The sequence below is a fragment of the Iningainema tapete BLCC-T55 genome, assembly GCF_014698965.1.
Lineage (GTDB): Bacteria > Cyanobacteriota > Cyanobacteriia > Cyanobacteriales > Nostocaceae > Iningainema > Iningainema tapete.
This window is the reverse complement of record NZ_JACXAE010000085.1, coordinates 67667-93675: the sequence shown is the minus strand read 5'-3', so window position 1 is coordinate 93675 and position 26009 is coordinate 67667. Positions and strand designations below refer to the sequence as shown.

Genomic DNA, 26009 nt, shown 5'->3' with positions numbered 1-26009 from the left:
GCTCACACTCGAATCATTTTTATTCTTTTACTAACTCACAAGTCATCTTGCTAATGGGGGGGGAGTGAAAAGTTACATCCAAGCTAGTCAAACTACTAAAGAGGGTATCCTAATTTACACTAACGATGAAAATTGGATACCTTTCTCAGAGATATTGGCTAGGTATCCACTGGAAACGTTGTAGAAAATGAAAACAACGTAAAACCTTACTAAATATGCGTTGTAGTCGTTATAGACGACATAACTCAAGGGTAGGGCTTGCTTTTCTAGGGTACTCGGCTCACCTACATCAAATGAACAGTTATACATCTTGAAATTGACTTTTCCAAATGTACCTTAGCCATACATCCCTAGTTTCTAGGGGTTCCTGCCCAGAACGAGCCGCACTCTTTTTGAAATTGTACTTCACAAAAATAGACAATTCCCACACCTTCATTTTCTGGTGGTAGAAATACCCCATCAATTTCAAACTTGGGTTCTTTGACGGCTACGGAATCAAACCGATATTTGCTGGCATTTATGGGCGGATTTGTCAAGAGTTCAAAGAGCAAAGTTGGCGATGTTTGAAACAGTTTGTAAAATATAGAGTCTCGACGCATGAGAGTATTTTTGACGATTCGTATGGATTATACGAAGAAGCTGTGTTTCAAGGAAGCTCGCCCATCGCTTGTGCTACTTTTCCTGATTTAAAACTGACAGCAGCGAAAGTTTTGACAGCAGGGCGTTAAGTAAATTCTTTTACCAGCTTTTGCATAACTTGCTCTGTCTAAAATATAAAGCTTTCATAATTTTTTCTAAAGATTTGGTATCTTTAGGATTTTTTTACTTATATATTAGTACAATTGTTCTATAATTTAGTACAATTGTTCTATAAATCAATGATATAACGACAGCACCAAAAAACTCAAGACTAGTTTTCCACCATAGGCAACTATTGCCACAAGTCCGTATTCTTAGAAGTCGTATCGCCTCCTGACAAAAACTATAGTATGAGTACCATGATGACACAGGTGCAGAGTGCAGTTGCAACCCAACCTAAAGAGCAAGTCATTGCCCAAACCAAGTTTGAGCAATATGTTGATGAGCAAGCTGACATAAACAACAGGGTGAGGGAAGAGAATTTTTCCTTGCAAACGCTTGTTGACGCTACAGAGACAATACTGCATTATGCCTTCTGGTTAGCTGAGCAAAAGAACAAGCGATCGCGCAAGGAGTACAGACAGCTACTAAATAAGCAAGGCTGGAAAGGAGAAGAAAAAAAGTATCTCAAGGTGGCTGCTGCGTTCGGTAAGTTCTCACCTGAGGATTTAGCGCTCATTGAACCGAGAACCATCTATCGCTTAGCAGAAAACAGCAATAAATACCAACCAGTGATAGACAGACTACTAGACTTGACTGCCATTACTCAAGAGGCAGTGCGCAAAATCATCATCCAAGAACGCAAACCGACAAAGCCAGTACCAGAAAAACCCAGTATTTGGCGGCGAACCAAGAATGGTGGTAGATATTGCCAGATTCCACCCATTCATGAACAAGATGAGCGCACTGGGGTAACTTTACAAAAGATGATGGATGAAGAGGGATTATCTGCACAGCAGATCGTTGCAGAAGCGATAGCTTTACGGCAAGCTCAAAAAGAAGGGCGATTAGCGGTTGTAGAAGAAAAAACCGCTATATAATAGAGTCCGCACCCTGCTGATGATGCAGTTTAATGATACAACCACGCAAAACCTTTGCTCAGCATTGGCTCAAAAGTGAAAAAGCTCTAAATGAGATTATTCGTGCTGCACAATTAAAAGCAGGCGATCGCGTTTTGGAAATTGGTCCCGGTACTGGAATTCTCACTCGCCGTCTGTTGGCAGAAGTACAATCTCTAGTAGCGGTAGAAATAGATCGTGACTTGTGCGATTTGTTGGCGAAACAACTAGGCTTGAAAGAAAATTTCCTGCTGCTGCAAGGGGATTTTCTTTCGCTAGATGTCACATCCCTTTTGCAAGCATTTCCTGTTTTTCAAAAGCCGAATAAAGTTGTTGCCAATATTCCTTACAATATCACAGGACCAATTTTAGAGAAACTACTAGGTACAATTGCTCAGGCAAATCCAGAACCTTATGAATTAATAGTACTGTTGGTACAAAAAGAAGTGGCGCAAAGGCTAGCGGCTAAAGCGGGATCAACAGCTTTTGGGGCTTTATCAGTACGGGTACAATATCTAGCTGAGTGTGAGTTAATTTATACAGTACCAGCAGCAGCTTTCTATCCACCACCAAAAGTAGATTCAGCTGTGGTACGCCTAGTTCCACGCCAAATTCTACCACCAGTGGATGCACGAAGATTGGATACTTTGGTAAAGTTGGGCTTTGGGGCAAAGCGAAAAATGTTAAGAAATAATTTGCAATCGGTTGTAGAACGCGATCTCCTGACAGAATTACTGGAAAAATTGGATATAAATCCCCAAGTGCGTGCTGAAGATCTTAGCGTCGAACAGTGGATTTCTCTAGCAAACCAGTTAAGTTGGTAGGCGTAAATAAATGAAGTTGGTAGTAAAAAATGCGTTCTTATACTTTAACTGCCCCGGCAAAAATTAACTTGTATCTGGAAATCATTGGCGATCGCCCTGATGGATATCATGAGTTAGTAATGATACTCCAAAGTATTGACTTAGCTGATACGATTGAAGTGCAAGCTGGTAATACAGGGGCTATTCGCCTTTGCTGTACTCATCCGCAAGTTCCATTAGATAAAAGTAATATAGGATACCGTGCTGCTGAATTGATGGCGGCAAAATTTCCCGCAGCCTATGATAATTACGGCGGTGTAGATATTACAATCCACAAGCGCATTCCTGTAGCAGCTGGGTTAGCAGGGGGTTCAACAAACGCAGCAGCAGTTTTGGTAGGGATGAATTTGCTGTGGAATTTGGGACTAACTCGCTCAGAATTAGAGGAATTGGGGGCTTTGTTAGGATCGGATGTACCGTTTTGTATCGGGGGAGGAACTGCGATCGCTACAGGTAGAGGTGAGCAACTTTCTCCTTTACCCGGTTTAGATAATATGTATATAGTATTGGCGAAACATCGTAGTTTGGAAGTTTCAACACCTTGGGCATACAAAACTTATCGTGCCGCCTATGGGGAAACGTATCTGAAAGATACGGAAAGTTTAACAGCGCGTGCGACAGCAGTACATTCTGGACCAATGGTGCAAGCGATCGTTCATAAAAATGCTAGGGAAATTGGGCAAAAGTTGCACAATGATTTAGAGCAGGTAGTTTTACCTGAGTATCCTCAAGTTTTACGGTTGAGAGAGGTATTTGCTAATGCTGGGGTTTTGGGAACAATGATGTCTGGTTCTGGTCCTAGTGTGTTTGGTTTGTGTGAGTATGAAGAAATTGCAAAACAAGTTCAGGTTCGTGTGATTGAGGCGATGGCTAATGAGGATTTAGAATTGTTTGTAACGCGGACGATTTCTCATGGGATTCAGATAGGATCTTCGGTATAAGATTATGAACCGCGAAGACGCGAAGGACGCGAAGGTGTTTATGAGTGAGCCACAAGTGGATGAACAAGGGCAGGTTGCACCGACTCCAACACGTTGTTTGATTGGGGCGGTGATTTCGGGTGGGTTGGGGTATGCAATGTATTCTTTGATGATTGCGATCGCTACTACTTTTGCTAATAAACCGATTCATTCGGATAACCCGATGGTGGTGAATATTGGTTCAGCTGTTCGGACTTTGGTTGTAGGTGTGACTGCAATGGGAGCAGGGATTTTTGGGATAGTGGCTCTAGGTTTGCTGGCTTTGGCTGTGCAGCTGTTGGTGCAGCAGTTAATTAAGCCGAAGCAAGGATGAGTGTTGGATATTTTCAAGCAGTTTACCTTAGAAATCAGGCATTAACTAATGTAGGTTCGCTGGGAGAATTCATCTGTTGTTCGATTTTTGAGAGGGCATAGCTTAAGAGTAATCGCTGCTCAATATTACGTTTGGCGCTAGGGCAAGGCTCTAATCCTTCATGCCATGCTTTTGGACATGCACCACCGCACACCGGAAGCATACGGCAGGAGGAACATGAGTATTCTCCTTGACGGACTTGGTTGTTAAAGTTACCCAATCTCTCACGTAATCCGGGCATCTGTTTGCCAGATAGATGAGCGATCGCGTACTCATTGGGTGTACCGTATGTTGGTACATATGATACCTCAGTACAATTGAAGATAGTGCCGTAAGCATCGACTAATTCGGCATCTGGCATCACAGCCATACAAACAATTGGATTCTGAGTGGGAATCAAGTCGGGTTTGAAACCTAACTGGATCATCTCACTGAACCATACGATTTCCCAGGCGGCGAAATCTTCTGCGGAAAGGGAACGAGTATGGGCATCGTTTCCCCAGGAATGTATTGGTGCGACGTAAAAACTAACCAGCTCTTGCAAACCCGACAATGCCAACAATTGAAGCAGGGATGATACAGATTCGTAATTTTGGTGATCAACGTTGCAGCGGATACTCAGCTCGACATTAAGATCCTTGTCTAGCGCTAGGGCAAGAACATTCGTCCATATTGGATCGAAAGTTGGCATCCCATTCTTTTGCATACGTCTAGCATCATGAAATTCCGCCACTCCATCAAGGGTAATTTCAATTGATCGCACGCTTAAGTCTTTGACAATTTCGGTTGCGACTTTCTTTGTTAGCGCTAAACCATTGGTAACAATCTTTGCTTCATAGCTGCATCCAAAGCTTTCGGCTAACGCTACTAGATGTGGGGTAAGTGTTCTGATGACTGGGAGTCCTACCAGTGGCTCTGCACCAAACCAACCGATAATGAGTTTGCGAAACTGCTTGGCTTGAAGTTTTGCACGAGTGCGTTCTATAAACAGTTGCTGATCGCGATCGCTCAGCAATTTACTGGTATGCTGTTGACCACAGTAATGACAACCAAGTTGGCAAGATGCTGTTGGTTGAATAACTAAATAAAGACTATCGTCCTCAACTGTTGCTGTGTCATTTCGATTAAGAATTGACTTGAGTTCATCTTCATCAGTTGGGACTAATAATTCAATGTCAATCAAATCCAACAAAATCTCTTTGCTCAGATTATCGAAAATTCCATCTTCAAGAATTTTCCAGCTAGTATCATCGATGATACGTACACTTGCAGTACGGGTTGCATACACGACGCGCTTAAAATACCCTTCAATTTCATCAAAAAAAGGTTGTGTGACAACGTGGTATCGAGAAAGCTTCATGCTCATTATTCTCCTTTATACAGGTGGAAGGAAAAATGGCGAGAACACACGAAATGAGTAATCTCACCATCTATGTTGCGCTTCGGCGCGTTCATCGCAACTACGTATCTATCAAATCAATATTGACAGACTACTAGTTTCTTTTCCGACAACTGTTATTGAAAGTACAGCCTCCATTTGTCGGGCGTTTCGGGCGTGCTGCAAGTTCTGACGATGCTTGGAGTTTTTCCAAGGATGGTAATATCTCCGATTGCTGTGTTGGTGAATCAAGGTTCAGCTTGGCTTGACTCATGATGTTTTGAACAGCCAAGCTAGACTCTAAAGTTGTTGCATTAGCTGCGGCTGGATTTATTGCAGCTAAGCTGGTCATCGCCACTATGCCGAGTACAAATTTGACTTTACTTGCTTTGTTCATTTCTTTGCATCCAAAAATATTAATTAACTGAGGAAGCTTGTGCCTTAGCTTGCTCTGTTATCTATAACGGAAGCTCAATTGAAAATATTCCGAAATCTACTCAAAAATTTTTGTTGTATTTAAGTACATAGCTTTTAGGTCACTTTAGTTAAAATTTTAGTTGAAAAATCTACTTATAACATAGAAAAACTACTTAGTATTCTCATTGGTAAAGAGAAGAGAAATTAACACAATGTCAAAATATATACCAAATTTATATGAAGCCTTGTTTGTAACGACTGAGTATCGGCGGACAATAGAAAGAATTGCTCGGAAGCACACACTAGGTACTTCAATTTCTTGGGAAGATGCAGCACAAACAGCTTATATAAAAGTATGGCAGTCTACACAAGTGGGAAAATTCGGTAAACAAGAACTACAGCAGTTTTATCACTGGGCGGCAAAAGTGGCTAAGAATGCAATAATTGACTTAGTGCGTAAAGAGAAGCATCAAAACTACCAAAGTTTAGACCAAGACCTTCCAGGAACGGATTTGTCACTACTAGATACTGTTGCTGATGACTTCGATTTGCTCTCGGCGGTAGAATTCAAAGATTTATTGCTCAGAACAATAGAGGCAATTAAGCAACTTGAGCAGAACTATCCTACTCGCAGGTATCTTAAACTATGGCAAGGACTGAAGCAGGGCAAAACTGAAAGCGAAATAGCAACTGAGTTTGGTGTCACTCAATCAACAATCTCCAAAAGAAAGAAAGAATTATGTCAGCGTGTTGCTCAGATGCTTGGACTGTTTGAAGCTGAAAATGTTAAACAAGAACTACAGGCACGCCAACTCCTGAAAGAGCGACAGCGCTCTGATACAAGATGGTAGATAAAATTATGTCAAAATTTATGCAGTCCAACCTAGATAAAGATACAAATAAATATTGTATTAAATATAATACAAAAATACCCAAGCCGGGAGAAATTTGGGAACTTAGCCGAGTTGTGAGAAGTCCCTTGGATTTCTTAAATGGGGAACAAAGGAATCTCTACTCACAAGTTGCGCAGAATTTTCTTGATGGAAAATCACCACCACGCTATGTGATGATTGTCACAGAGCTAGAGCCACTCGTAGATCCAACGGAAGAGTGGCAAGAAGTTTCTGTCATGCTGCTGTCTGGTGAAACGAATTTTTTGAGCGATGTGGATGTGCTTATTCCCAAAGAAGTTTCTGGTATGGAACAAAATTTACTCGCCCAAACTTGGCATGTTTTGCCTATGTTGTTTTGTAACCTGTATCAACCAATTGGACGGCGATTGTCTAGAGAAATATATGATGTATTGATGAGTGTGGGAGATTATCACCACGGTTTGGTTGATCGAGTACCATCAATCAAAGAGATTCAGTCACTAGGTTTACAAGTTGCGCCCGTGCCCAGAAATCAAGTATTTCACAATCAGGAAGAAGCTTGGAGTGATGTTTTAAGAGTGCCAGTGGCAGCTTACCATACTTATATTAAAGGTATGAAGCTGACAGATGCATTATTGGATGAAGTGCAACTAGAAAGAAAACAATCACTCATCTGTCTGAGCAACTGGTGGCAAAATATTTTTGATTCTGGGTGGATGGCATTCTCAGATTTAAATAATCAAGTGCCTCTGGCTTATGGGCTTAGAAGTGGTGTTCCTGAGGATGAAAATCAAGCAGACTCAGATGAAATTGAGCAACTTATCAACCAACTTTGTACTGATCAAAATGAACAACGGCTCACAGCAGTTAAGCTAATCGATCTGGGAATGCAGGTGGCTGGGCAGAGTGTGGCACTGGCTGTGGCGATCGCCCAAAAATCAAATCAGCAAGTTAGTGTTCTCGTAAGAGTATACCCCACTCTTAATGAACCTTTTGTGCCACCTAATTTGAAACTGATTTTACTTGATGATTCAGGACAAATTCTCCGAGAAGTAACAGCTAGGCGTGCAGATGTATACATTCAACTCAAATTTAGTGGTCAACCTGGGGAACATTTTAGTGTTAGAGTAGCTCTTGAACAAGCGAGTATTACGGAAGATTTTGTGATTTAACCAAAAATTGCATATAATTGCCATTAATTATGCCTTTAAATTTTGCTGGCAAAAACCTCCAAAGTAAGTCGTTCCAAAATCAAAACCTCACAGGTGCAGATTTTTCCTACTCAGATATTCGAGGTATAAATTTCACTAATGCCGTCTTAAAAGGTGCAAACTTCAATCATGTCCAAGCTGGATTAGAACCTTACAAAGAAGTTCTCCTTTATTTAATTTCATTAATTTTTACTTCACTATTTGGAGTTATTACTAGATTTTCTGGTGGGATTGCTGCTAGTATTTTAGGGCGTAATTCGCTCCTATATCGCAGCGTTCCTCTCCTTCAAGAAATTAACTTGGCAATTGTTCTTGCAGTATTGGCAATTTTATTTATCTTTATTGCTAGGCGAGGAATTACTACAGATTTAGTCACTGTGTTCGGGGTGATAATTGGAGCATTAATTTTATGTGGTGCGTTAGCTAGTGCTGTTGATTTAGCAGGAATTGTTGCTGGAGATATAGCTTTGCGTTTAGTCATGAGAGTGGCTTGGGATTTGGCTGGAACTATACCTTGGGCGTTAGCTGGGGTGATTTCTGGTTCTTTAGGTCTTAGTTTATATTTTTGGAGTATAGTTAGAATACCTCAAGTTATTACTGGAATTTTGATATTAAGTGGAGTGTGGGCTTGGGGTTGGAGTTTAGTTGCAGCTTTTTTTCAGCCTGTGGCAATTTCGGTAGATATCGCTGTAGCTATTGCTGTGGTGCTACTGGCAATTTATATAGTTTGGCGGGTTTTTGCTGAGGACAAAAATTTTGCTGCAATCGAGTCAATTACCATAACTATTGCTGCTAGAGGAACAAGCTTTAGAGGTGCTGATTTAACTGATGCTGACTTTACCCAAGCTCAGTTGAGAAGTACAGATTTTAGTAATGCCATTCTCACACGTACCAACTTTCATTTATCAAAACATCTCAAGCAAGCTAAAGTTGACAACACGATTTTAATTAATCCAATTCGGGATTTAGTTGTTACGAAAAGAGGCGCGAATAAATCTTACACTGGGTGTAATCTAAAGGGGGCAAATCTTGCAGGGGCAGAGCTTAGTTATGTTGATTTAACAGCAGCAGATGTTAGTGAAGCAACTTTTGCAGAAGCTAATTTGTCAGGGGCTAATTTAATTAAAACCCAAGCATTGCAAACAAATTTTGAGCAAGCAATCCTGACTGGAGCTTGTATAGAGGCGTGGAATATTGACAGTAATACTCAACTTACTGGGGTAATTTGCGACTATGTTTATCTGCTAGATAATCAACGGGAACGTCGTCCTAGTAGTGGTATTTTTGCTTTAGGAGAATTCTCTAAATTATTTCAAGATGTTTTAGATACCGTTGATTTCATCTTCCGCAATGGTATTGATTGGCAAGCTTTTATGTATTCATTTCGTCAGCTACAAATTGAGAATGAAGGTACAGAGCTTTCTATTCGTAGCGTGGAGAATAAAGGAGATGGTGTTGTTGTCGTCAGAGTAGATGTACCTAAAAATACTGATAAGGAGAAAATTCATAGTGAATTTACTCAGAATTATCAAGCTCATCTCAAAGCTGTAGAAGCTCGCTATGAAGCTGAACTGAAAAGTAAAGACAAGCAAGTTGAGGATTGGAAAGCATTCGCCCAGCTTTTAGCAAGTCGTCCCGTTAATGTTCACGTCAATCAAACAACAGACTTAGAAAAATCTCAAAAGGATAAATTAGTGATTCTCAAGTTGGGCAAAGGGGACTTTAATACTGGTTTTCCTGTTACGTTCCAAATGGGGGTAGAAGGAACTTTTCCATCAGTAGAATGTACAGGGGAATTACCACCCAATTTACAAATTCCCAAATTTTACAGCCAGTGGAAATCTGCATATCGTCAAAGCTTCAACACTTCTTTGAGATTGGAGATTCCAGAAACACAAGTTACTAATGTGAGCAGAAGTGTCTTATTTGAGGAATGTCAGCAAGCTGCCGAAAATCTGCGCCAAAATCTCAACTTATGGCTGAATTCTCAGGAGTTTCGCCCGATTAAAGAGCGAATGCTCGAAAAACTTAATCCCACTGAGACAGTTAGAATTATTGTCCAAACAGAAAATAGTCAATTGCAACGGCTACCTTGGACACTTTGGGATTTATGCGATCGCTACTCCAAAGCCGAAATTGCGCTGTCAATTCCTACCTATGAGCGCATCTCACAACCTATCTCCTGCAACCCTAAAGTCAGAATATTAGCAGTTTTAGGAGATAGCACCGGAATTAATGTGAGCCAAGACCAAGCTTTATTGGAACAGTTACCAGATGCATTCGTCAAGTTTCTCGCAGAACCACAAAGACAGCAGCTAAACGATGAGCTATGGGATCAACCTTGGGACATTCTGTTTTTTGCTGGTCATAGTTCAACTATCAGTAATCAAAAAATTGGGCAAATTCATCTCAATAAAACTGATAATTTAACTATTCCCCAGTTAAAGAATGCTTTGGTAAAGGCGATTGAGCAGGGTTTAAAACTGGCAATTTTCAACTCCTGCGATGGCTTGGGACTTGCGCTCAACCTAGCTGATTTACATATTCCCCAAATGATTTTCATGCGTGAACCTGTACCTGACAAGGTAGCAACTGAGTTTCTCAAAAACTTTCTTTTGGCTTTTTCTCAAGGAAAACCTTTGTATACTTCAGTACGGTGGGCAAGGGAAAAGCTGCAAGGTTTAGAAGATAGGTTTCCTTGTGCAACTTGGTTCCCGGTAATTTATCAAAACCCTGGCTCATTACCTCCTACTTGGCAAGATTTACACAAAGTTTAAAAAAATCCTCGAAAATATCCGGAACACAGTGGCTCTTAATAGGATCTAAATAAGAAATAAAGCAGAACACAAGTATTGCTATAGGTTTTTAGTCAGGATGGATATGAGAAAGCAAATTTTGATTGTGGCGATCGCAATATCAACAGTGATAGCTAGTGCTAATTCTAGCTATGGAGAAGAAAAAATCACAAATCAACAGTGTAATCAAGTAGATTGCGTCAGCACACAAGTACTAATTAGTACTAAGCAACAAAAACCAACGGTGGAAACCCAGGTAAAAAGACCTCCTACACGCGGCGGTCGAAGACCTCCGCAAGTGGAAGAAAAACCACGAATACAACCGTTCAATCCAGTAGCACCACAAATCCAAATTCCGAACAAACCGAACAAAATAGGTGTTCAACCAATTGGTGGAGTTCAAGAAACATTTCGCAAAAGAAGCCCCAGACCGGGCAGCTAGGATGGTGTCACGCTAATTTTCATACACTTGCACCGGGTTTTGCCCAAAAACCCGGTTGATGAAATTAATTTGCACAGATTTGTTGATCGTTTTGGCTCAACTTGGAGTTATTGTACAGATAATTATGTAACTGATTGCAAGCACGCTGCATGAGATAATTCATAGACGCAATTGGTTCGTCAGTAGGATCAAAACTCCAAACCTTGACTGTTCCATCTATACTACCAGAAACGAAAGTTTTGCCATCAGGGCTGAAACTTACACTCATCACAGCTGCGGCATTTTCTGGCAAAGTTTTGATTAGATTTCCCTCCAGACGCCAAAGCTTCACACTTCTGTCTTCACTTACAGAAGCAATTGTCTTACCATCAGGAGAAAAGCTACTGCTGTAAACTTCTGCTGTATGCCCAGTTAGGGTACGCAATAATTGTCCATCACGACTGTGCCATAGTTTAATGGTTTTATCTGCACTGCTAGAAACAATAATTTGGTCGTTAGGACTCCAGGCTACATCATATACCCAGTTATTATGTGCGGTAATCGTTTTAATTAAGCGACCATCGGCAACACTCCAAAGTTTAATCGTGTTATCTGCACTAGCAGTGGCGATCATCTTACCATCATGACTGAAACTGACGCCAAAAACTTCATCACTATGTCCGTTGAGAGTTTTAATTAACTTACCATCATTACTGCGCCACAATTTAATGGTGTTATCTCTACTGCCAGTAGCAATAATTTTGCCGTTAGGTGAGAAGCTGATGCTATTAACTTCACCACTATGCTCTTTGATCGTATAGAGTAATTTACCATCACTCAGATTCCAAAGTTTAACAGTTTGGTCATCACTAGCTGTGGCAATGGTACTACCAAGAGGATTAAAGCTCACAGCATTGACATAATCAGTATGACCAGATAGTAGTCTTAACAATTTACCATCTTTACGTCGCCAAAGCTTAATTTGACCATCTCCATTAGCTGATGCGATCGCACTTCCATCAGGACTGAAACTAACATCATAAATCCGAGAGTTATCTTTGGGAAAAATTTCTAGCAAAGAAGCGTCTTTACGCCGCCACAATTTAATCGTATTATCAGCACTCGCAGTTGCAATCAACCCCCCTGGGGGGTTTGGACTAAAACTTACACCCCAAATGGTACTGTAATGCCCCTTGAAATTTTCCAATTCTATACCATTGCGACTCCAAAGTTTGACAACTCTGTCTCCACCAACAGAGGCGATAGTTTTATCGTCGGGGCTAAACGCTACGCTGAATACAGAGTTAGTATGTCCTTTGAGAGTTGTCAACAAGCGACCATCTTCAGTACTCCAAAGTTTAACAGTTTTATCAGCACTTGCTGAAGCAATTATCTTGCCATCATGGGAAAATGTAGTATAGTTAACCCAATTTTTATGCCCATTTAGAGTTTTCAATAAGCGACCATCACTACTACTCCATAATCTCACAGTTTTGTCTTCACTTGTGGAGGCAATCATCTTACCATCAGGGCTAAAACTTATACTAGTAAGTCCCGCCTTGTGTCCTGTTATAGTTCTAATTAAGTGAGCATCACTAGTACTCCAAAGTTTAATTGTTTTGTCAGTACTAACAGAGGCAATCATTTTACCATCAGGACTGAAGCTGACACCATTAACCGAATTATTATGACCATTTATTGTTCTGAGTAAGCTACCATCACTAGTACTCCAAATTTTGATAGTTTTGTCAGCACTAGCCGAGGCGATCGTTTTTCCATCAGGAGCAAAGCTAACACTATTAATTGCCTTGCTATGTCCAGTAAGTGTGAGGAGCAACTTACCATTATCACCCCAAATTTTCGCAGTCATATCTGAAGAAGCTGAAGCGATTTTTTTGCCATCAGGACTAAAACTAACAGCAATCACTCCATCAGTATGTCCTTCTAAACGGTTCAGTTCTTGAGTTTGGAAAACTGCTTGCCCAAGTACATTTTCTGTTGCCAGTTTTATCTCATCTGGTACACTAAAAACTTTTCTCAGTTGTTTTCCTGCTTTCGCACTCGCAGTTAGTGCTTCTAACTGCTGATTAGATAAAAGGTTTGCTTTTGCACTTGCATTCAATGCTTCAATTTCTCTGAGTTGAGATGCACGACTTTGCCAGTAAGCTAAACCGCCAAAACTGAAAGCAGCTATGCCTAAAAAACTTAGCGCAACTACCGCACGTTGGGCTTGTCTAAGTCTTCTTTTTTCCTGAAGTTGTTGTTGTTTTCTTTGTACTAAACAAGCTTCAATAAATTGCTGCACATCAGCAGAAAGTTCGTCAGTGTATTTGATATAAATATCTTCTGCCTCTGCTAGCCGTACTCCTTGTAATAAAAAATCAGATTGTCCACCATTGTACTTCCACAACATCGCGGCTTGTTCGACTTGACGCTGTAGACGCAACCTGTTGCGATTTTCCTCTAACCACCAACGCAAAGTTGACCAATGACGAATTAAAATTTCATGAGCTACTTCTATAGTAATAGGATTGGGAGACAAGGGAAAGGAAGAATTTAAGGCTTTTGAGGAATTAACTTCCCCTACTTCCCCTGCCTCCCCTGCTTCCCCTGCTCCCCTACTCCCTTCCACAGTTTCCTCCTCTAAATTCACTACTACTAACTTGGCATCTGTTAAAGCTTTGAGAGTTCTTTCCACCAATGCAAGTGGATATTTTTTCACAATCAACTCTGATTTGAATACCCGGCGTCGAGTATCTTCTGTACCTTCTCCTAGTTGGGTTAAAGAGAGAAAAACCCATTTAGCACATTCCCTTGCTTCTGAATCTAAATTTTGATAAACAGCTTGACAAGAACGCTCTAATGCACCTTTAATTCCACCAAGTTGCTGTTGATATGCTTGTAATGTTAATTCACCAGCCTGACGATGTTGCCATAATTGCTCTAAAACGAATTCTAGTAAAGGTAAATCTCCTGCTGATTGATTTAGCTCCCGCAGTAGTACTTCTACTAATTCTGGTTCTACTTTTAACCCTACTTGTTGTGCTGGCTTGAGAATTACACGGCGGTAATCATCTAAACTTAGTCGAGGTGGAATTAGTACACTTGACTCTTGTAAAAACAAGGCTAGTGGTGGTATTTCTAAACAAGAAGCAATGAAGTCGGCACGCAAAGTGATAATTAATTTGAAGCGATCGCTTGCATGTTTTACTGCTCCCAATACAAGTTCTAAAAAAATTTCTCTGTCTGCATCTGGAGCAAGGGTGAATAATTCCTCAAACTGATCGATTACCAGTACCACCATTGAATGGGGAAGGCTGCGCAGCCAATAAACAAATCCCTCTACTCCTTGGTGGAGTATTCCTTCTATGAGATGAGGAGTAGGGGAGTGGGGAAGTAGGGGAGTTTGTGAGAGTGTAAACTCTAATTCTCCTCTGTTCCCCTGCTCCTGTGCCCCCCTACTCCTGTGCCCCCCTACCCCCGCGAGGCGCTGCGCTAGAGCTTCTAAGGGACGTTCTCCTGGGCGAAGACTTTTAATCAACCACTGTTCGCTATTAGGGATTTGTTTGCCTAGTCGTAGTGCGGGAATTATACCTGCTTGTACGATAGAAGATTTGCCACTACCAGAAGCACCAACGACGGCAAGAACTGAGTTATTTGCTAGTTGATGAATTAACTGCTGAGTTAAGTTTTCTCTACCGTAGAAATATTGAGCGTCTTCTTCGGTAAAAGCACTTAAACCCATGTAAGGGCATACTCCCAGATCTAATCCTGCCATAGGTACTTCTGTTTGGGAATTAGTTTTTGTCGGTAAAATTTCTATGATCCCCTTTGCCCCAGATAGCCAAACTTGAAGGGGAATGCCACTACCAGCATTTGCTAGTTGTAGTTGGGCGATCGCGCCTGCTGCTGATAATCCAGATACAATAGAAGCATTCTTCAAAGTATCAAGCAAAGTTTGCGCAAATCTTTCTGGTTGCTCTGGTGGAGACGCACAGGCGATTAAACACTGCCCTTGCTGAGAATCCAGCAGCAAATCTTCTACCCAATCTTGTAAAGTTGTTGTGGGCAAATCTTGATTCAGACATTCAAGAATGATGATTTGCTTGGCTTTACATCGGCGTAACTGTTGCTTGAGCCACCAGCGCTTAATTATGATATTTTCTCCCAGCAACAACTCTTCGGCTGCTTCGGTTTCTGGTACTCGCCCCCGCAGGTAAAGCAGAACAGTTTCTGGTTGTTGCTCATGCACTAGACGTGCGATCGCTCTTTTCACATCATCTACAGTAGCTTTTGATGCTTGTAAATACTCTAATTCAAATTCGCCGCTATTACCTAAACATTTACTGATATCTAATGCTATGCTGCCAGATATTCCTTCTATGACTACTCCTAATCTACGTACTCTTTGCGCAGCTTTATCTAATTTTTTGCCGATAATTAACTCTCCCACTCCCTCGACAATTCTTTTGGGAGTTTGTAGTGAATATTCGCGAAAAAGTTCTCGCTCTCCTTTACTTATTTTCTGCTGATTAATTAATCGTAACTGTTGATTACTTTTATCTACATACTGCAAAGTTTGATGATATACATATTTATACAAACCATCGGCAGAAATGACGCCTTGAGAGTCAGCCGCTTCCCCGCGCAATCCCCGCATTAAATAATAAGTAAATACCCCATGCCCTAGTTCTGGAAACTCCCAAGATTGTTGGTCTGTATCACAAGAAAGTAAAGCATAAAAACCCTTACTTTTGGCAGCTCGTTGCTGTAATACCGCCAGTAATTGTGGTGTTGGACTAAGTGCAGGTTCTACTGTTTCCTTTCTAAATGTCATACCACCACTATGACAAGCATCAAGCCATACTAGTTGATTCTGTGCTGGACAATTACCTAATAATTGTAATAATTCCTGTAATGCTAAACCAGTATCGAATAAATTAGCTGTTTGAGTCTCTGCTAAACATAAGAATGCTTGTTGAGTGTATGGCTCTACAATTCCATGTCCAGAAAAATAAAATAAAATAGTATCTTTAGGTTGAGCAGATGTAGTAATTTGCTTGATACTGGCACGCACATTTTTTAAATTAGGAGATTGAGGCGCAAAATCGTGATAAATTTTGATTTCTTTTTGCGCAAATTGTGCGGTGGCATCTACCAAAGCTTCTGCCAATCCCTGACAATCTACTGCTGAGTATCGCAAGTCGGGAAGTCGTTCATCTTGGTATTGATTTACTCCGACAAGTACCAGCCATAACTTAGCAACGGTTTTTTGTTTAGTTTGAGTTGAATAACTAGTAGCAACACCGAGTGGACACATTATACTAACATCTTGTATGGTTTTCGTTTTAAGAGTTTATTTGTAGTAGGCGCTTCAGCGCCATCTTCCCAAGTCGTGCAACATATTCATATTAAAGGTTTATCAGATATATATGTTTCTCTACCCTGCTTTATGCAACACGGCATGAGGTAAAATCCGGAAAGTTTTACAAACTGTTACATTAATATTCTCAATCCCCGGTTTCTTCTACAGACTTACTCTACATGAGCATCATGATCGGGCAGTATGGTTTCTACATCACGCAGCGTGCGGAAAGCATATCCACCTAAACCAACAAGTAATATACTGAGCGAAGAAATAACATATACAAGTGCTATGCCTGCACCTTTTCCAGTGCCAAATATCTTGCCCAAGATAGGGGCAAGACTCCCATCTGGCATCATTGCAGGTTCAAAAACTTCATCGGCAAGTGTACCAGCTATCAAGTAGGCGACTGCTGATGTACCAGCTAATTCTTCGGGTGGCAAAAACGCGCCCCTGCACCTGAGGATTAACTTTGGAGCGATCGCAAAAGTCGTGAGGAGCGATAGTTAAGATACCGACAAGTCCAATGACGTAGTATTTACGATTCCAACGATCCACAATTACCCCAGCTGTGGGAGCAATAAAGACTTGCGGTATTTGTGTAAAGAACCCAAATAAGGCTAGTGTTGTAGCTTGACCTGTGAGTTCCCACACCCAGATAGTAAAAGCAAAGCCAGTCATGCTACTGCCAATGATAGAAATCATCTGACCCAGCCAGATGATAATTAAAGTCTTCATTATAACTTAAATATCTAAAAATTACCAAAGCTCAATCTGTCGATAATGATGTGAGCATTATCAAGTTTATTGCAAAAAATTTGCACAAGTAAAGTCAAAAGAATCAAACTACAAAAAATAAATTTACATATGGCAGGTGTAGTTCAACTAATTATTGCTAAAGCTTATCACTAATTGAGGAGATAGAGACACAAGTAAAATCGGTATTGACAAAGTCAAGGGCGCAAGACATTCATTTTCACAACCCACAAATCTCCGTATTAGTTGGCAAAGCTTTTGCTAGTAAGGACTTTTGCTACTTATAAACTTTAGTATTTTATAATACACAAAAAAATAAGTAAGATAGGCTCTGGTAGACCCGAGTATAGTTAGCTTTAACATCTATCAAAAGTAATAAATTATTTGAGCTTAGTGACAGCGTATAGCAAAATTAGTTATTGATAACTAATACCTATTAATACAAACTTGCTAAACGCTATAAACTTGCACTAAAGTAAAAAATGTTAATTGAAAACTACTGGCAACATAGTCTAAATCAAATTTGCTTGACTGACCAAGCAATTGCGTCGTAGCTTGCATAAAGCAACAACTAAGGTTTATAGGAGCGAAAATTTTCTCAATTGAATAGTTTCTTGGCGTAAAGGCAGCAATACGACTCTCATAGATTTAAATTTGTCGTTCAGTTTGCCCAATTTAACCATTAAAAGCGTGCATCTAATTGCCTGGGGGTGAAAAATGACTCAAATTCTCAACAGCATACAAATAATTCCCCATCAGTGGGCGACACTCTTTGATATTCTGCACAATTGGGCAAAGCGCAAGCCTAAAGGGTATAGCAGTTCAAGGATGTTGCTCACACAAGTGTTTAAAGGAACTTTGTTGTATGGATACTCTCAACGTGATGAATACTCTCAAGGCAATACTTAATGATTTAGGGGTTGCTCAAGAGTTGCTTCATGAAGACACTTATCTCCACAAAGATTTGCAGCTTGATTCTATTGAGACAGTAGAACTTGCCTTGGGATTGAAACGTAGGCTGGGAGTTAACGTCAAGCTGGAAGCTCGACATGATATGACATTGGCTCAAATCTGCAATTTAGTTGAGGAGATGATGGCTGTTCAAGCTAAATAAGAGATATTAAGTTATGAGAGGAAGAATGTAGGATGGACAGTATTTCTGAACGGCTGCCTCAAGTCTTTAATGTTGCCGCTTACTTTGTAGAAGGAAACTTAAAACAGGGGCGTGGTGAGAAAATTGCCTTTTATTATCAAGACGAGACATACACTTACGCTCAAGTGAAGAGCTTTGTTCAGCGTACTGCCACATTACTTTCTCATCTAAATCTAGAGCGGGAAAATCGAATAGCGATTTTATTGCCAGATAGTCCAGAGTTTGTATTTGCTTTCTGGGGTGCTATATGGCTCGGTGCTGTACCAGTTCCAATTAATACGAATAGTAGTGTTGATGATATACAGTATATTTTGCAAGATTCCCGTGCCAAGATTTTACTGACAACTCAAGAGTGGCAAGAGAAACTAGCTCCAATTCAGTCTCAGTTTCTCCGTCATGTTTTGCTAGTAGATGGGGAATCGTTTATGTCTCTGCTGGCTCAGCAAGATGAAATACCATTAACTGATACCTATCGGGATGAACCAGCTTTCTTTTTGTACACTTCTGGTAGTACCAATCGCCCCAAAGGTGTAATTCACCTCCATCAAAATATGGTGGTATGTGCAGAAAGTTATGGTAAAGCTACGCTTGGTTTGCATTCAGATGACATCACATACTCAGTTGCCAAGATGCCCTTTGCTTATGGCTTGGGAAATACCTTGTATATGCCGATGGCAGTAGGTGCGGCTGCTATATTGTCTGACGCTCAAAACGCTTTTGACATCATTACTGATGTTCAGCGCTATCGACCCACAGTTATATTTGGCATACCCAGCGTCTATACAGCTATTCTTGCTGTCAAAGAAATTTGTCCTCTTGATGTCTCTTCGTTACGTTTATGTGTATCAGCAGCAGAACAACTACCTAAAAGTGTTTGGCATCAGTGGCTGACGATTTACAACCATGAAATTTGTGAGGGTATTGGAACGACAGAGTTTTTACACATTTTTCTTTCTAACCGTATAGGAAACTGCAAACCGGGCAGTTCTGGTCGTCCTGTACCTGGATATGAAGTTCAAGTCGTGGGCGAAAATGGTTGTCCCTGTTCTCCTAGTGAGATTGGCGACCTCGAAGTCAGAGGAGAAAGCCTAATGTTAGGGTACTGGAACAAACTCCAAGAGACAAGGAAAGTCCTCTACGGGCATACCATGCGCACTGGAGATAAGTATCTGTGTGATACGGAAGGCTGTTTCTGGTTTATGGGTCGCACAGACGACCTCTTTAAAGTGAATGGTCAGTGGATATCACCTATGGAAATTGAAGATGTCTTGCATCAGCATCCACAGGTACTTGAGGTCGCTGTGATCCCGTCTGATGGTGGTGAACAATTAACTCAAGTTGTTGCTTATGTTAGCCTCAAGCCAGGACAAGAACCATCACCTGAAATTGAAGATAGCATTCGTAAATTTGCTAAACAGCGATTGCCTCACTTTAAAGCTCCGAAAGCGATTCACTTTGTCGCAAATTTACCGCGTACTTCAACTGGCAAAATTCATCGCAAGCTGTTGGGAAAAAAGCCAATTTTAGCTGTAAAAACAGTTAAATAATAAATCACAAAAAGGGCCAATATGGTAACAGAATTAAAGACAGAAATCAAATACAATGAGACATTTATACCAGGTAAAAAAAGTCCGCTCGTTGTCTTAAAGAACTTCGTGCAAGCGGGTATTTTTACTAATTATGTTCTGTATGAAAGTAAAGATGAAGTTCGGATTGCTGGTAACGAGCTTTTACATATATTAGTAAGCCAAGACGCAGTTTTGCTCAGTGGTCTTGGAAAGCTACACTCTGAGCCTGTTAGTGACCCTTTCAAACAAGTAGAGGATTTACTTAGGTCTTTACCAATTGACAATTGGACAGCTTATGGTTACGTTACATTTGATGTAGCTCGCTTTTACTCTTCATACTCTAAAGCAATCGAGCAGGCACTTTTTTACTTCTTGATTCCAGAGACTGAACTTCGCTTCACTGATAAAGGAATCTATATTAAAACGACTAAGTCATTAGAGCAAATCAGAGAACAATTAAGTGCTGAAACTCAATTTCCTGATTATGTGCCGACGTCTTTAAAAGTTGATTTTGCCGATCGCGAAACTTATCAAAACCGGATTGATATCTTAATCAAAGCTATTCAGAAAGGCGAATTACATAAAGCGATCATTTCTCGTTCTGTCAAGGTAAATGGCAATTTAGACGTTCTGGGAACTTATGTAGTGGGAGCTAGAGCTAATAATTCAGCACGTTCTTATTGTCTAAACATCGGAGATGTTCGTGCAGTTGGCTTCAGTCCCGAAATATTGATGCAAGTGAGTGAAGATGGGTTTGTCGTGACAAATCCACTAGCAGCAACCCGACCCCGTGGAGAAAGTGTGGAAGAAGATGCACGCTTGAGTGATGAACTGTTTACAGATGCTAAAGAAGTGAAAGAGCATTCTCTCTCCATCTGGTTAGCACAAAACGAGATCGCTTCGCTATGCTTGCCAGAAACCATTAAAGTTTTTGATTTTATGGAAGTCAAGAAATATCGATGCGTGCAGCACCTATCATCTCGAGTCGGTGGTCAACTTAAAGCAGGAAACACTATGTGGGATGCTTTAAAGATTTTATTTCCGGGAATTACTGTTTCTGGAATTAATAAAGAACGAGCCTTGGATTGGATCGATCTTTTGGAAGACGAGCCAAGAGGAATTTACGCTGGTGGTATCGGTTGGATAGATAGCAATGGTGCAGCGGATCTGGCGATCGCCATTCGCTCAGTTTACCAATACGGTGACTCAATTTACTTAAATGCAGGAGCTGGTATTGTCGCCGAATCTGTTCCACAAAAAGAGTATGTGGAGTCGGTCAATAAGATGAATACTATGTTGACCAATATTGTCTTGCAGTCTTAAGTAGATTTAAACACTTATATTACTATGGATAGTGCAGTAGGTATTCGCGCATTAGCAGTCAATTTTCCTGGCATAATTCACACAAAAGAAGACTGGCTCAAAAAATTCCCTGAATTAGTTGATCGAGTCAACTCAAGAAGAGCAAGGTTGCCTGTGTCTACAGTCTCGACCTCGAATCACCCAGATTTGGATATTTGGTCACAAGAGGTAGCACCATATTTATCAGATCCGTTCCGAGGCAATGTCGAGCGGCGGGTTCTCAGTCAGGACGAATCATCACTGACACTAGAGTATCGTGCGGCTAAGGAAGCTCTGGAAGCAGCAGAACTCTGTGCTGAAGATGTTGAACTTTTGATTGTTGCTTCTTTCTGCCCCGCACAAATTGGACCCGGTAATGCTTGCTACCTCGCCCATCAACTAGGATTGCGCTGTCCAGCATGGAATCTGGAATCAACATGCTCAAGCGCCTTGATTGCCCTTCAAAATGCTAGTGCGCTCATCCAAACAGGAACATACCGGAATGTACTGATTGTTGTGTCACATATTGGCTCTAAAACTGTAGACGAAGAAGATACCCTCTCGTGGTCGATGGGGGACGGTGCTGGTGCTTTTGTCGTTGATACACTTAAACCAAACCAAGGAGTTCTCAGTACAAAAATAATCCACACTGCGGCAACATGCGGTGCGTATTCCTATGAAATCACAACAAATACCCAAGGTCAGCCGCAAATATTAACTCGGACAGGTGAAAACGCCAGCGCTCTTGCCGAAACATCTGTGGATTTTGTGCGTATATGCTGTAAAGATGCTGTAGCTGCAGCTGGAGTTACTCTCGAGCAAATAGACTTTTTTGCTTTTAACACTCCTACTCCCTGGTATGCTAGTGTCTGTACGCGGGCATTAGGTATAGATCCGGAGCGCATAATTAATCTCTATCCCCGCTACGCAAATATTGGTCCGGTGCTTCCGATTGCTAATCTTTACCACGCTGCACAATCTGGTAAAATTCGTGAAAACGACTTAGTACTCGTCTACACCATCGGTGCAGCAGCAACCGCAGCAGCAACTGTCATGCGTTGGGGTGACGCGAAGCTCGGAACAAATCCAGCAGCAACAGTGAAGGATGAAAAAATTCAGCACGCAACAATAAACAGTTCTATACCAGAGATCGTCAATGTAGAAACCACCAGTTTATCAAGAGAAATTTTGGCAGCCAAACCAGAAGAACGACAGCAACTACTAGAAACTAGTCTTCTCCAATGGCTTGCTGCTTTCATGCAATCCGATTCAGATATTGATCCCCACGAGCGCCTTACCTCATACCTTGACTCTCTCATGGCTTTGACGTTTAAAAATCGAATTGAAACTGATTTAGCCATTAGAGTACCAATGGAGCATTTCTTTGGCGAAAACAACTTAGCTCAATTAGCATCTCTACTTGTCAATCAATTAGCATTGGCAAACCCAAAGAAGAATGATACTTCCTTACCAGTAATTGTGCCTGCATCTACCCAACGCTACGAACCTTTCCCACTTACTGATATGCAACACGCCTTTTGGGTAGGTCGTAGTGGAGTACTAGATCTAGGGAATGTATCTAATCATGGTTACTATGAAATTGAAGGGAATGATTTAAATTTAGAACGATTAAACTGGACGTTGCAAAAACTAATTGAACGTCATGATATGCTGCGAGCTATAGTTTTACCAAATGGTCAGCAGCAGATTCTCAAACAGGTGCCTGCTTACCAAATGGAGGTTTTAGATTTGAGAGCAAAAGATGACATTGTCAACCAAGAGTTAGAGGCTATTCGCGATCGCCTCTCTCATCAAGTCATACCAGCCGATCAATGGCCCTTATTTGATTTTCGTGCAACACTTTTGGATCGAGGGCGTGTCCGACTACACATTAGCTACGATTTACAAGTATTTGACGCTTGGAGTCTGTTTCGCTTGTTCGATGAGTGGTTTCAACTTTACCAAAATCCAGATGTGGTATTGCCACCCCTAGAACTTTCATTTCGGGATTACGTTTTAGCCGAGCAATCTTTGCAAAACACAGAATTATATCAGAAATCTCAGGATTATTGGTTCACTCGCCTAGACAACTTCCCCCCAGCCCCAGACTTACCTCTTGCCAAAAATCCTCAAGAACTTAAACAGCATCGCTGCAAACGGCATGATGGGCGATTGGATGAAACCGAATGGCAGGAGTTGAAACAGCGGGCTGCTCAAGCAGGTTTAACCCCCTCTGGAGTTTTAATTGCTGCTTTTGCGGAAATTTTAACAGTTTGGGGCAATAATCCCCGATTTACCATCAATTTAGCCCTGTTTAATCGTCTACCACTGCACCATCAGGTAAATGACATTTTAGGAGACTTCACCTCTGTAACCCTTTTAGCAGTAGATAATTCAACACCAGAATCATTTAGTGATCGCGCTCGCCGTATACAGCAGCAACTGTGGCAAGATTTAGAACATCGCTACTTTAGTGGTGTGCGCGTAGTGCGGGAACTAGCACGGAGGCAAGGTACAGCTCCCAGCGCGATGCCAATTGTCTTCACCAGTACTTTAGGTTTTGGTAAACTCGGTCAAAAAACCTTGACATTTAGTCATTTTGGTGAGTTAGTTTATGGCATCAGCCAAGCTTCTCAGGCGTGGATGGATATTCAAGTTTGGGAAGAAAAGGGAGAATTGACTTTCAACTGGGATGTGGTTGAAGAACTTTTCCCTGTTGGTTTAATAGAAGATATGTTTGAGGCTTATTGCCGTTTCCTCAAACAGCTAGCTACTTCCGAATCAACTTGGCTTGAGATTACTCGACAACTGATACCCCCTGCCCAATTGTCGCAGCGCGAAGCTATCAATGCAACTGCTGTACCGATTCCTGATCAGATGCTGCACACTTTATTTGCTGCGCAAGCACAACAGAGGTTTAAGCAACCCGCCGTCATTTCATCAAGTCGCACCCTAACATATCAGGAGTTATACGAATTATCCAATCAAGTAGGTCATCGTTTGCGACAGTTGGGAGCAACTCCCAACCAGTTGGTAGCAGTGGTGATGGAGAAGGGATGGGAACAGATTGTCGCCGTGCTGGGTATTTTGAACTCCGGAGCCGCCTATTTACCTATTGATCCCACACTACCTCAAGAGCGCTTGTTCTATCTGCTCGAAAATAGTGAAGCTAAGATTATTCTCACCCAATCTTGGCTCAATCAGAAATTGTACTTACCATCGGGTATTCAATGTCTATGTATAAACACTGAAGAATTAGCAAGTGAAAGTAACCAACCACTACAACCCCTCCAGACACCAGATGATTTAGCTTACGTTATCTACACCTCTGGTTCTACTGGGAAGCCTAAAGGGGTAATGATTACTCATCGCAACGTAGTTAATGTCGTTATTCAAACAAACAAGCGCTTTAATGTTTCTCCTCAAGACCGTATCTTAGCACTCACTGCTCTTAACCACGATCTGTCTGTGTATGACATATTTGGTCTTCTTTGTGCTGGCGGTACGATTATCATCCCCGATGCGTCTGCAGTTAAAGACCCTGCTCACTGGGCTGAGTTGATAGTGCGGGAAAAAGTGACACTTTGGAACTCAGTACCCGCCATGATGGAGATGTTAGTAGATTATGTAGAAGAGCAATCAAGTTCGCTATCTTCGAGTTTGCGTTTGGCAATTTTAGGTGGAGATTGGCTGCCGATTTCCCTTCCCAATCGGCTCTTAGCGTTAGTACCAGGAGTACAAATACTCAGTATTGGCGGTCCAACCGAAACGACAATTTGGAACATCGGTTACTTAGTAAAAGAAGTTAACCCAAACTGGAAAAGTATTCCTTATGGTCAACCAATGGCTAACTCAAAATACTACATATTTAAATGTAGAGACGCGAAATACGAAGTCTCTACTCTAGAAGATTGTCCCGTTTGGGTTCCAGGAGAGATGTACTGTGCTGGAGTGCAGCTAGCAAAAGGTTACTGGCGCGATCGCGAAAAGACCAACGCTCATTTCATCACTCATCCTCGCACAGGTGAGCGCATCTACCGCACAGGTGATTTAGGACGCTATTTGCCGGATGGCAATATCGAGTTTTTGGCAAGAGTAGACTTTCAAATCAAAATTAGAGGAAACCGAATCGAGGCAGGAGAAATCGAAGCAGCTTTGATACAGCATCCAGCCGTGCGCTCTGCCGCAGTCACAGCGATCGGTAAACAAAATACTAAAGAGCGTTTGGTAGCTTACGTCGTTCCCGAACAAAAACCGGAACCCACTATTGAGGAGTTACGCTCTTTCCTCAAAGCTAAGCTATCAGAGCAGATGATACCGTCAGCTTTTGTTTTTCTCGATGCTTTACCACTTTCTGCTAATGGTAAAGTAGACCGTCGTGCGCTTCCCACTCAAGAAAGTTTGCTTGAGGAAGTGAAAGTTGCTTATGTTGCACCCCAGAATAAAATTGAGCAGACCATTGCTAACATTTGGCAAGAAATTCTAGAGCAAGAAAAGGTAGGAGTAAATGATAAGTTTTTTGATTTAGGAGGAAATTCCTTACTGCTCACACAAATGTATAGCAAACTCAAACAAGCTTTACCCAATGAGATGCAGCCAATATCAGTAGTTGACTTATTTAAATACTCAACTATTAGAGCTTTGACTCAACACATAAGCACCCAACAAAAAACATCATACCTAAAGCAACAAACTTCCGATTTAAATAAAGAATTAAAAGAGGGTAAAAATCGCCTTAATCAAAGGTACAAAAAATCTGCAAACACGTAAATTATCATTAATATCAAATCCGTTCCAATCAAAATTATTCCTCCTTAATCTTCCTCTGCGTCCTCAGCGC

Annotated in this window: 18 protein-coding genes and 1 pseudogene; 13 read left to right on the top strand and 6 right to left on the bottom strand. The window is 41.2% G+C overall.

Going from position 1 to position 26009, the window contains the following annotated elements:
• Positions 1 to 386 precede the first annotated feature (386 nt).
• A pseudogene (locus ICL16_RS28030) lies at positions 387 to 599 on the bottom strand (DUF2887 domain-containing protein); the annotation flags it as partial.
• Positions 600 to 998: 399 nt separating this feature from the next.
• Here ICL16_RS28030 and ICL16_RS28025 point away from each other — a divergent pair.
• From ICL16_RS28025 to ICL16_RS28010, 4 genes are read left to right on the top strand one after another with little or no spacing between them, the layout of a single operon-like run.
• Positions 999 to 1679 (top strand): hypothetical protein, encoded by a 681-nt coding sequence (locus ICL16_RS28025; protein ID WP_190834718.1) that lies wholly within the window; start codon positions 999 to 1001, stop codon positions 1677 to 1679.
• A gap of 32 nt (positions 1680 to 1711) precedes the next feature.
• Positions 1712 to 2521 (top strand): 16S rRNA (adenine(1518)-N(6)/adenine(1519)-N(6))-dimethyltransferase RsmA, encoded by an 810-nt coding sequence (gene rsmA, locus ICL16_RS28020; protein ID WP_190834716.1) that lies wholly within the window; start codon positions 1712 to 1714, stop codon positions 2519 to 2521.
• Positions 2522 to 2550: 29 nt separating this feature from the next.
• A complete protein-coding gene (gene ispE / locus ICL16_RS28015; protein WP_190834714.1) occupies positions 2551 to 3501 on the top strand; it encodes a 4-(cytidine 5'-diphospho)-2-C-methyl-D-erythritol kinase in 951 nt (316 codons plus the stop codon).
• Positions 3502 to 3541: 40 nt separating this feature from the next.
• Positions 3542 to 3853: a DUF3082 domain-containing protein gene (locus ICL16_RS28010; protein WP_190834724.1), complete on the top strand. Its 312-nt coding sequence runs from the start codon at positions 3542 to 3544 to the stop codon at positions 3851 to 3853.
• A 34-nt stretch (positions 3854 to 3887) separates the two neighbouring features.
• Here the strand turns inward: ICL16_RS28010 and ICL16_RS28005 are convergent, their stop codons facing one another.
• Entirely contained in the window at positions 3888 to 5252 is a 1365-nt protein-coding gene (locus ICL16_RS28005; RefSeq protein ID WP_190834713.1) for a radical SAM/SPASM domain-containing protein, read from the bottom strand.
• 133 nt (positions 5253 to 5385) lie between these two features.
• Positions 5386 to 5667, bottom strand: a complete 282-nt coding sequence (locus tag ICL16_RS28000; protein WP_190834711.1) for a hypothetical protein — start codon at positions 5665 to 5667, stop codon at positions 5386 to 5388.
• A gap of 232 nt (positions 5668 to 5899) precedes the next feature.
• On the opposite strand from ICL16_RS28000, the gene ICL16_RS27995 reads away from it, so the two are divergent.
• The 4 genes from ICL16_RS27995 (at position 5900) to ICL16_RS27980 (ending at position 11007) form a co-directional block, all read left to right on the top strand.
• Complete coding sequence (locus ICL16_RS27995; RefSeq protein ID WP_190834709.1) at positions 5900 to 6538, top strand: sigma-70 family RNA polymerase sigma factor; 639 nt, start codon at positions 5900 to 5902, stop codon at positions 6536 to 6538.
• Positions 6539 to 6546: 8 nt separating this feature from the next.
• Positions 6547 to 7731, top strand: coding sequence for a DUF1822 family protein (locus ICL16_RS27990; protein WP_190834707.1), 1185 nt, complete (start codon positions 6547 to 6549; stop codon positions 7729 to 7731).
• A gap of 29 nt (positions 7732 to 7760) precedes the next feature.
• Positions 7761 to 10547, top strand: a complete 2787-nt coding sequence (locus tag ICL16_RS27985; protein WP_190834705.1) for a pentapeptide repeat-containing protein — start codon at positions 7761 to 7763, stop codon at positions 10545 to 10547.
• Positions 10548 to 10650: 103 nt separating this feature from the next.
• The gene (locus ICL16_RS27980) at positions 10651 to 11007 is read left to right on the top strand and encodes a hypothetical protein (RefSeq protein ID WP_190834703.1); all 357 of its coding nucleotides are present in this window, start codon (positions 10651 to 10653) and stop codon (positions 11005 to 11007) included.
• Between the two features lie 64 nt (positions 11008 to 11071).
• Here the strand turns inward: ICL16_RS27980 and ICL16_RS27975 are convergent, their stop codons facing one another.
• From ICL16_RS27975 to ICL16_RS46070, 3 genes are all read right to left on the bottom strand, one after another.
• Positions 11072 to 16306 carry an nSTAND1 domain-containing NTPase gene (locus ICL16_RS27975; protein ID WP_190834701.1) on the bottom strand — a complete coding sequence of 1745 codons (5235 nt, stop codon included), beginning with the start codon at positions 16304 to 16306 and terminating at the stop codon, positions 11072 to 11074.
• 215 nt (positions 16307 to 16521) lie between these two features.
• Complete coding sequence (locus tag ICL16_RS46075) at positions 16522 to 16752, bottom strand: hypothetical protein (protein ID WP_238360985.1); 231 nt, start codon at positions 16750 to 16752, stop codon at positions 16522 to 16524.
• On the bottom strand, positions 16727 to 17089 hold the full coding sequence (locus ICL16_RS46070; RefSeq protein WP_238360984.1) for an MFS transporter: 363 nt from the start codon (positions 17087 to 17089) through the stop codon (positions 16727 to 16729). The genes ICL16_RS46075 and ICL16_RS46070 overlap by 26 nt, the downstream gene beginning before the upstream one ends.
• Positions 17090 to 17824: 735 nt before the next feature.
• On the opposite strand from ICL16_RS46070, the gene ICL16_RS27965 reads away from it, so the two are divergent.
• Genes ICL16_RS27965 through ICL16_RS27945 form a run of 5 tightly spaced genes read left to right on the top strand, consistent with a single transcriptional unit; the run spans position 17825 to position 25939 of the window.
• Positions 17825 to 18016: a hypothetical protein gene (locus tag ICL16_RS27965; RefSeq protein WP_190834699.1), complete on the top strand. Its 192-nt coding sequence runs from the start codon at positions 17825 to 17827 to the stop codon at positions 18014 to 18016.
• Positions 17973 to 18221, top strand: a complete 249-nt coding sequence (locus ICL16_RS27960; RefSeq protein WP_190834697.1) for an acyl carrier protein — start codon at positions 17973 to 17975, stop codon at positions 18219 to 18221. Before ICL16_RS27965 ends, ICL16_RS27960 begins: the two co-directional genes overlap by 44 nt.
• A gap of 32 nt (positions 18222 to 18253) precedes the next feature.
• The gene (locus ICL16_RS27955; protein ID WP_190834695.1) at positions 18254 to 19807 is read left to right on the top strand and encodes a benzoate-CoA ligase family protein; all 1554 of its coding nucleotides are present in this window, start codon (positions 18254 to 18256) and stop codon (positions 19805 to 19807) included.
• Between the two features lie 21 nt (positions 19808 to 19828).
• Positions 19829 to 21151: an anthranilate synthase component I family protein gene (locus tag ICL16_RS27950; RefSeq protein WP_190834692.1), complete on the top strand. Its 1323-nt coding sequence runs from the start codon at positions 19829 to 19831 to the stop codon at positions 21149 to 21151.
• 24 nt (positions 21152 to 21175) lie between these two features.
• Positions 21176 to 25939, top strand: a complete 4764-nt coding sequence (locus ICL16_RS27945; RefSeq protein WP_190834690.1) for a non-ribosomal peptide synthetase — start codon at positions 21176 to 21178, stop codon at positions 25937 to 25939.
• The last annotated feature ends 70 nt before the right edge of the window (positions 25940 to 26009 follow it).

Bases quoted from the DNA above. Each gene is read 5' to 3' on its own strand.
- ICL16_RS27980 (WP_190834703.1), top strand. From the start codon at position 10,651: ATGAGAAAGCAAATTTTGATTGTGGCGATCGCAATATCAACAGTGATA.
- rsmA (WP_190834716.1), top strand. From the start codon at position 1,712: ATGATACAACCACGCAAAACCTTTGCTCAGCATTGGCTCAAAAGTGAA.
- ICL16_RS27990 (WP_190834707.1), top strand. From the start codon at position 6,547: ATGTCAAAATTTATGCAGTCCAACCTAGATAAAGATACAAATAAATAT.
- ICL16_RS28005 (WP_190834713.1), bottom strand. From the start codon at position 5,252: ATGAAGCTTTCTCGATACCACGTTGTCACACAACCTTTTTTTGATGAA.
- ICL16_RS28000 (WP_190834711.1), bottom strand. From the start codon at position 5,667: ATGAACAAAGCAAGTAAAGTCAAATTTGTACTCGGCATAGTGGCGATG.
- ICL16_RS27955 (WP_190834695.1), top strand. From the start codon at position 18,254: ATGGACAGTATTTCTGAACGGCTGCCTCAAGTCTTTAATGTTGCCGCT.
- ICL16_RS28010 (WP_190834724.1), top strand. From the start codon at position 3,542: ATGAGTGAGCCACAAGTGGATGAACAAGGGCAGGTTGCACCGACTCCA.
- ICL16_RS27960 (WP_190834697.1), top strand. From the start codon at position 17,973: ATGGATACTCTCAACGTGATGAATACTCTCAAGGCAATACTTAATGAT.
- ispE (WP_190834714.1), top strand. From the start codon at position 2,551: ATGCGTTCTTATACTTTAACTGCCCCGGCAAAAATTAACTTGTATCTG.
- ICL16_RS27965 (WP_190834699.1), top strand. From the start codon at position 17,825: ATGACTCAAATTCTCAACAGCATACAAATAATTCCCCATCAGTGGGCG.
- ICL16_RS27950 (WP_190834692.1), top strand. From the start codon at position 19,829: ATGGTAACAGAATTAAAGACAGAAATCAAATACAATGAGACATTTATA.
- ICL16_RS27945 (WP_190834690.1), top strand. From the start codon at position 21,176: ATGGATAGTGCAGTAGGTATTCGCGCATTAGCAGTCAATTTTCCTGGC.
- ICL16_RS28025 (WP_190834718.1), top strand. From the start codon at position 999: ATGATGACACAGGTGCAGAGTGCAGTTGCAACCCAACCTAAAGAGCAA.
- ICL16_RS27975 (WP_190834701.1), bottom strand. From the start codon at position 16,306: ATGTGTCCACTCGGTGTTGCTACTAGTTATTCAACTCAAACTAAACAA.
- ICL16_RS27985 (WP_190834705.1), top strand. From the start codon at position 7,761: ATGCCTTTAAATTTTGCTGGCAAAAACCTCCAAAGTAAGTCGTTCCAA.
- ICL16_RS46070 (WP_238360984.1), bottom strand. From the start codon at position 17,089: ATGAAGACTTTAATTATCATCTGGCTGGGTCAGATGATTTCTATCATT.
- ICL16_RS27995 (WP_190834709.1), top strand. From the start codon at position 5,900: ATGTCAAAATATATACCAAATTTATATGAAGCCTTGTTTGTAACGACT.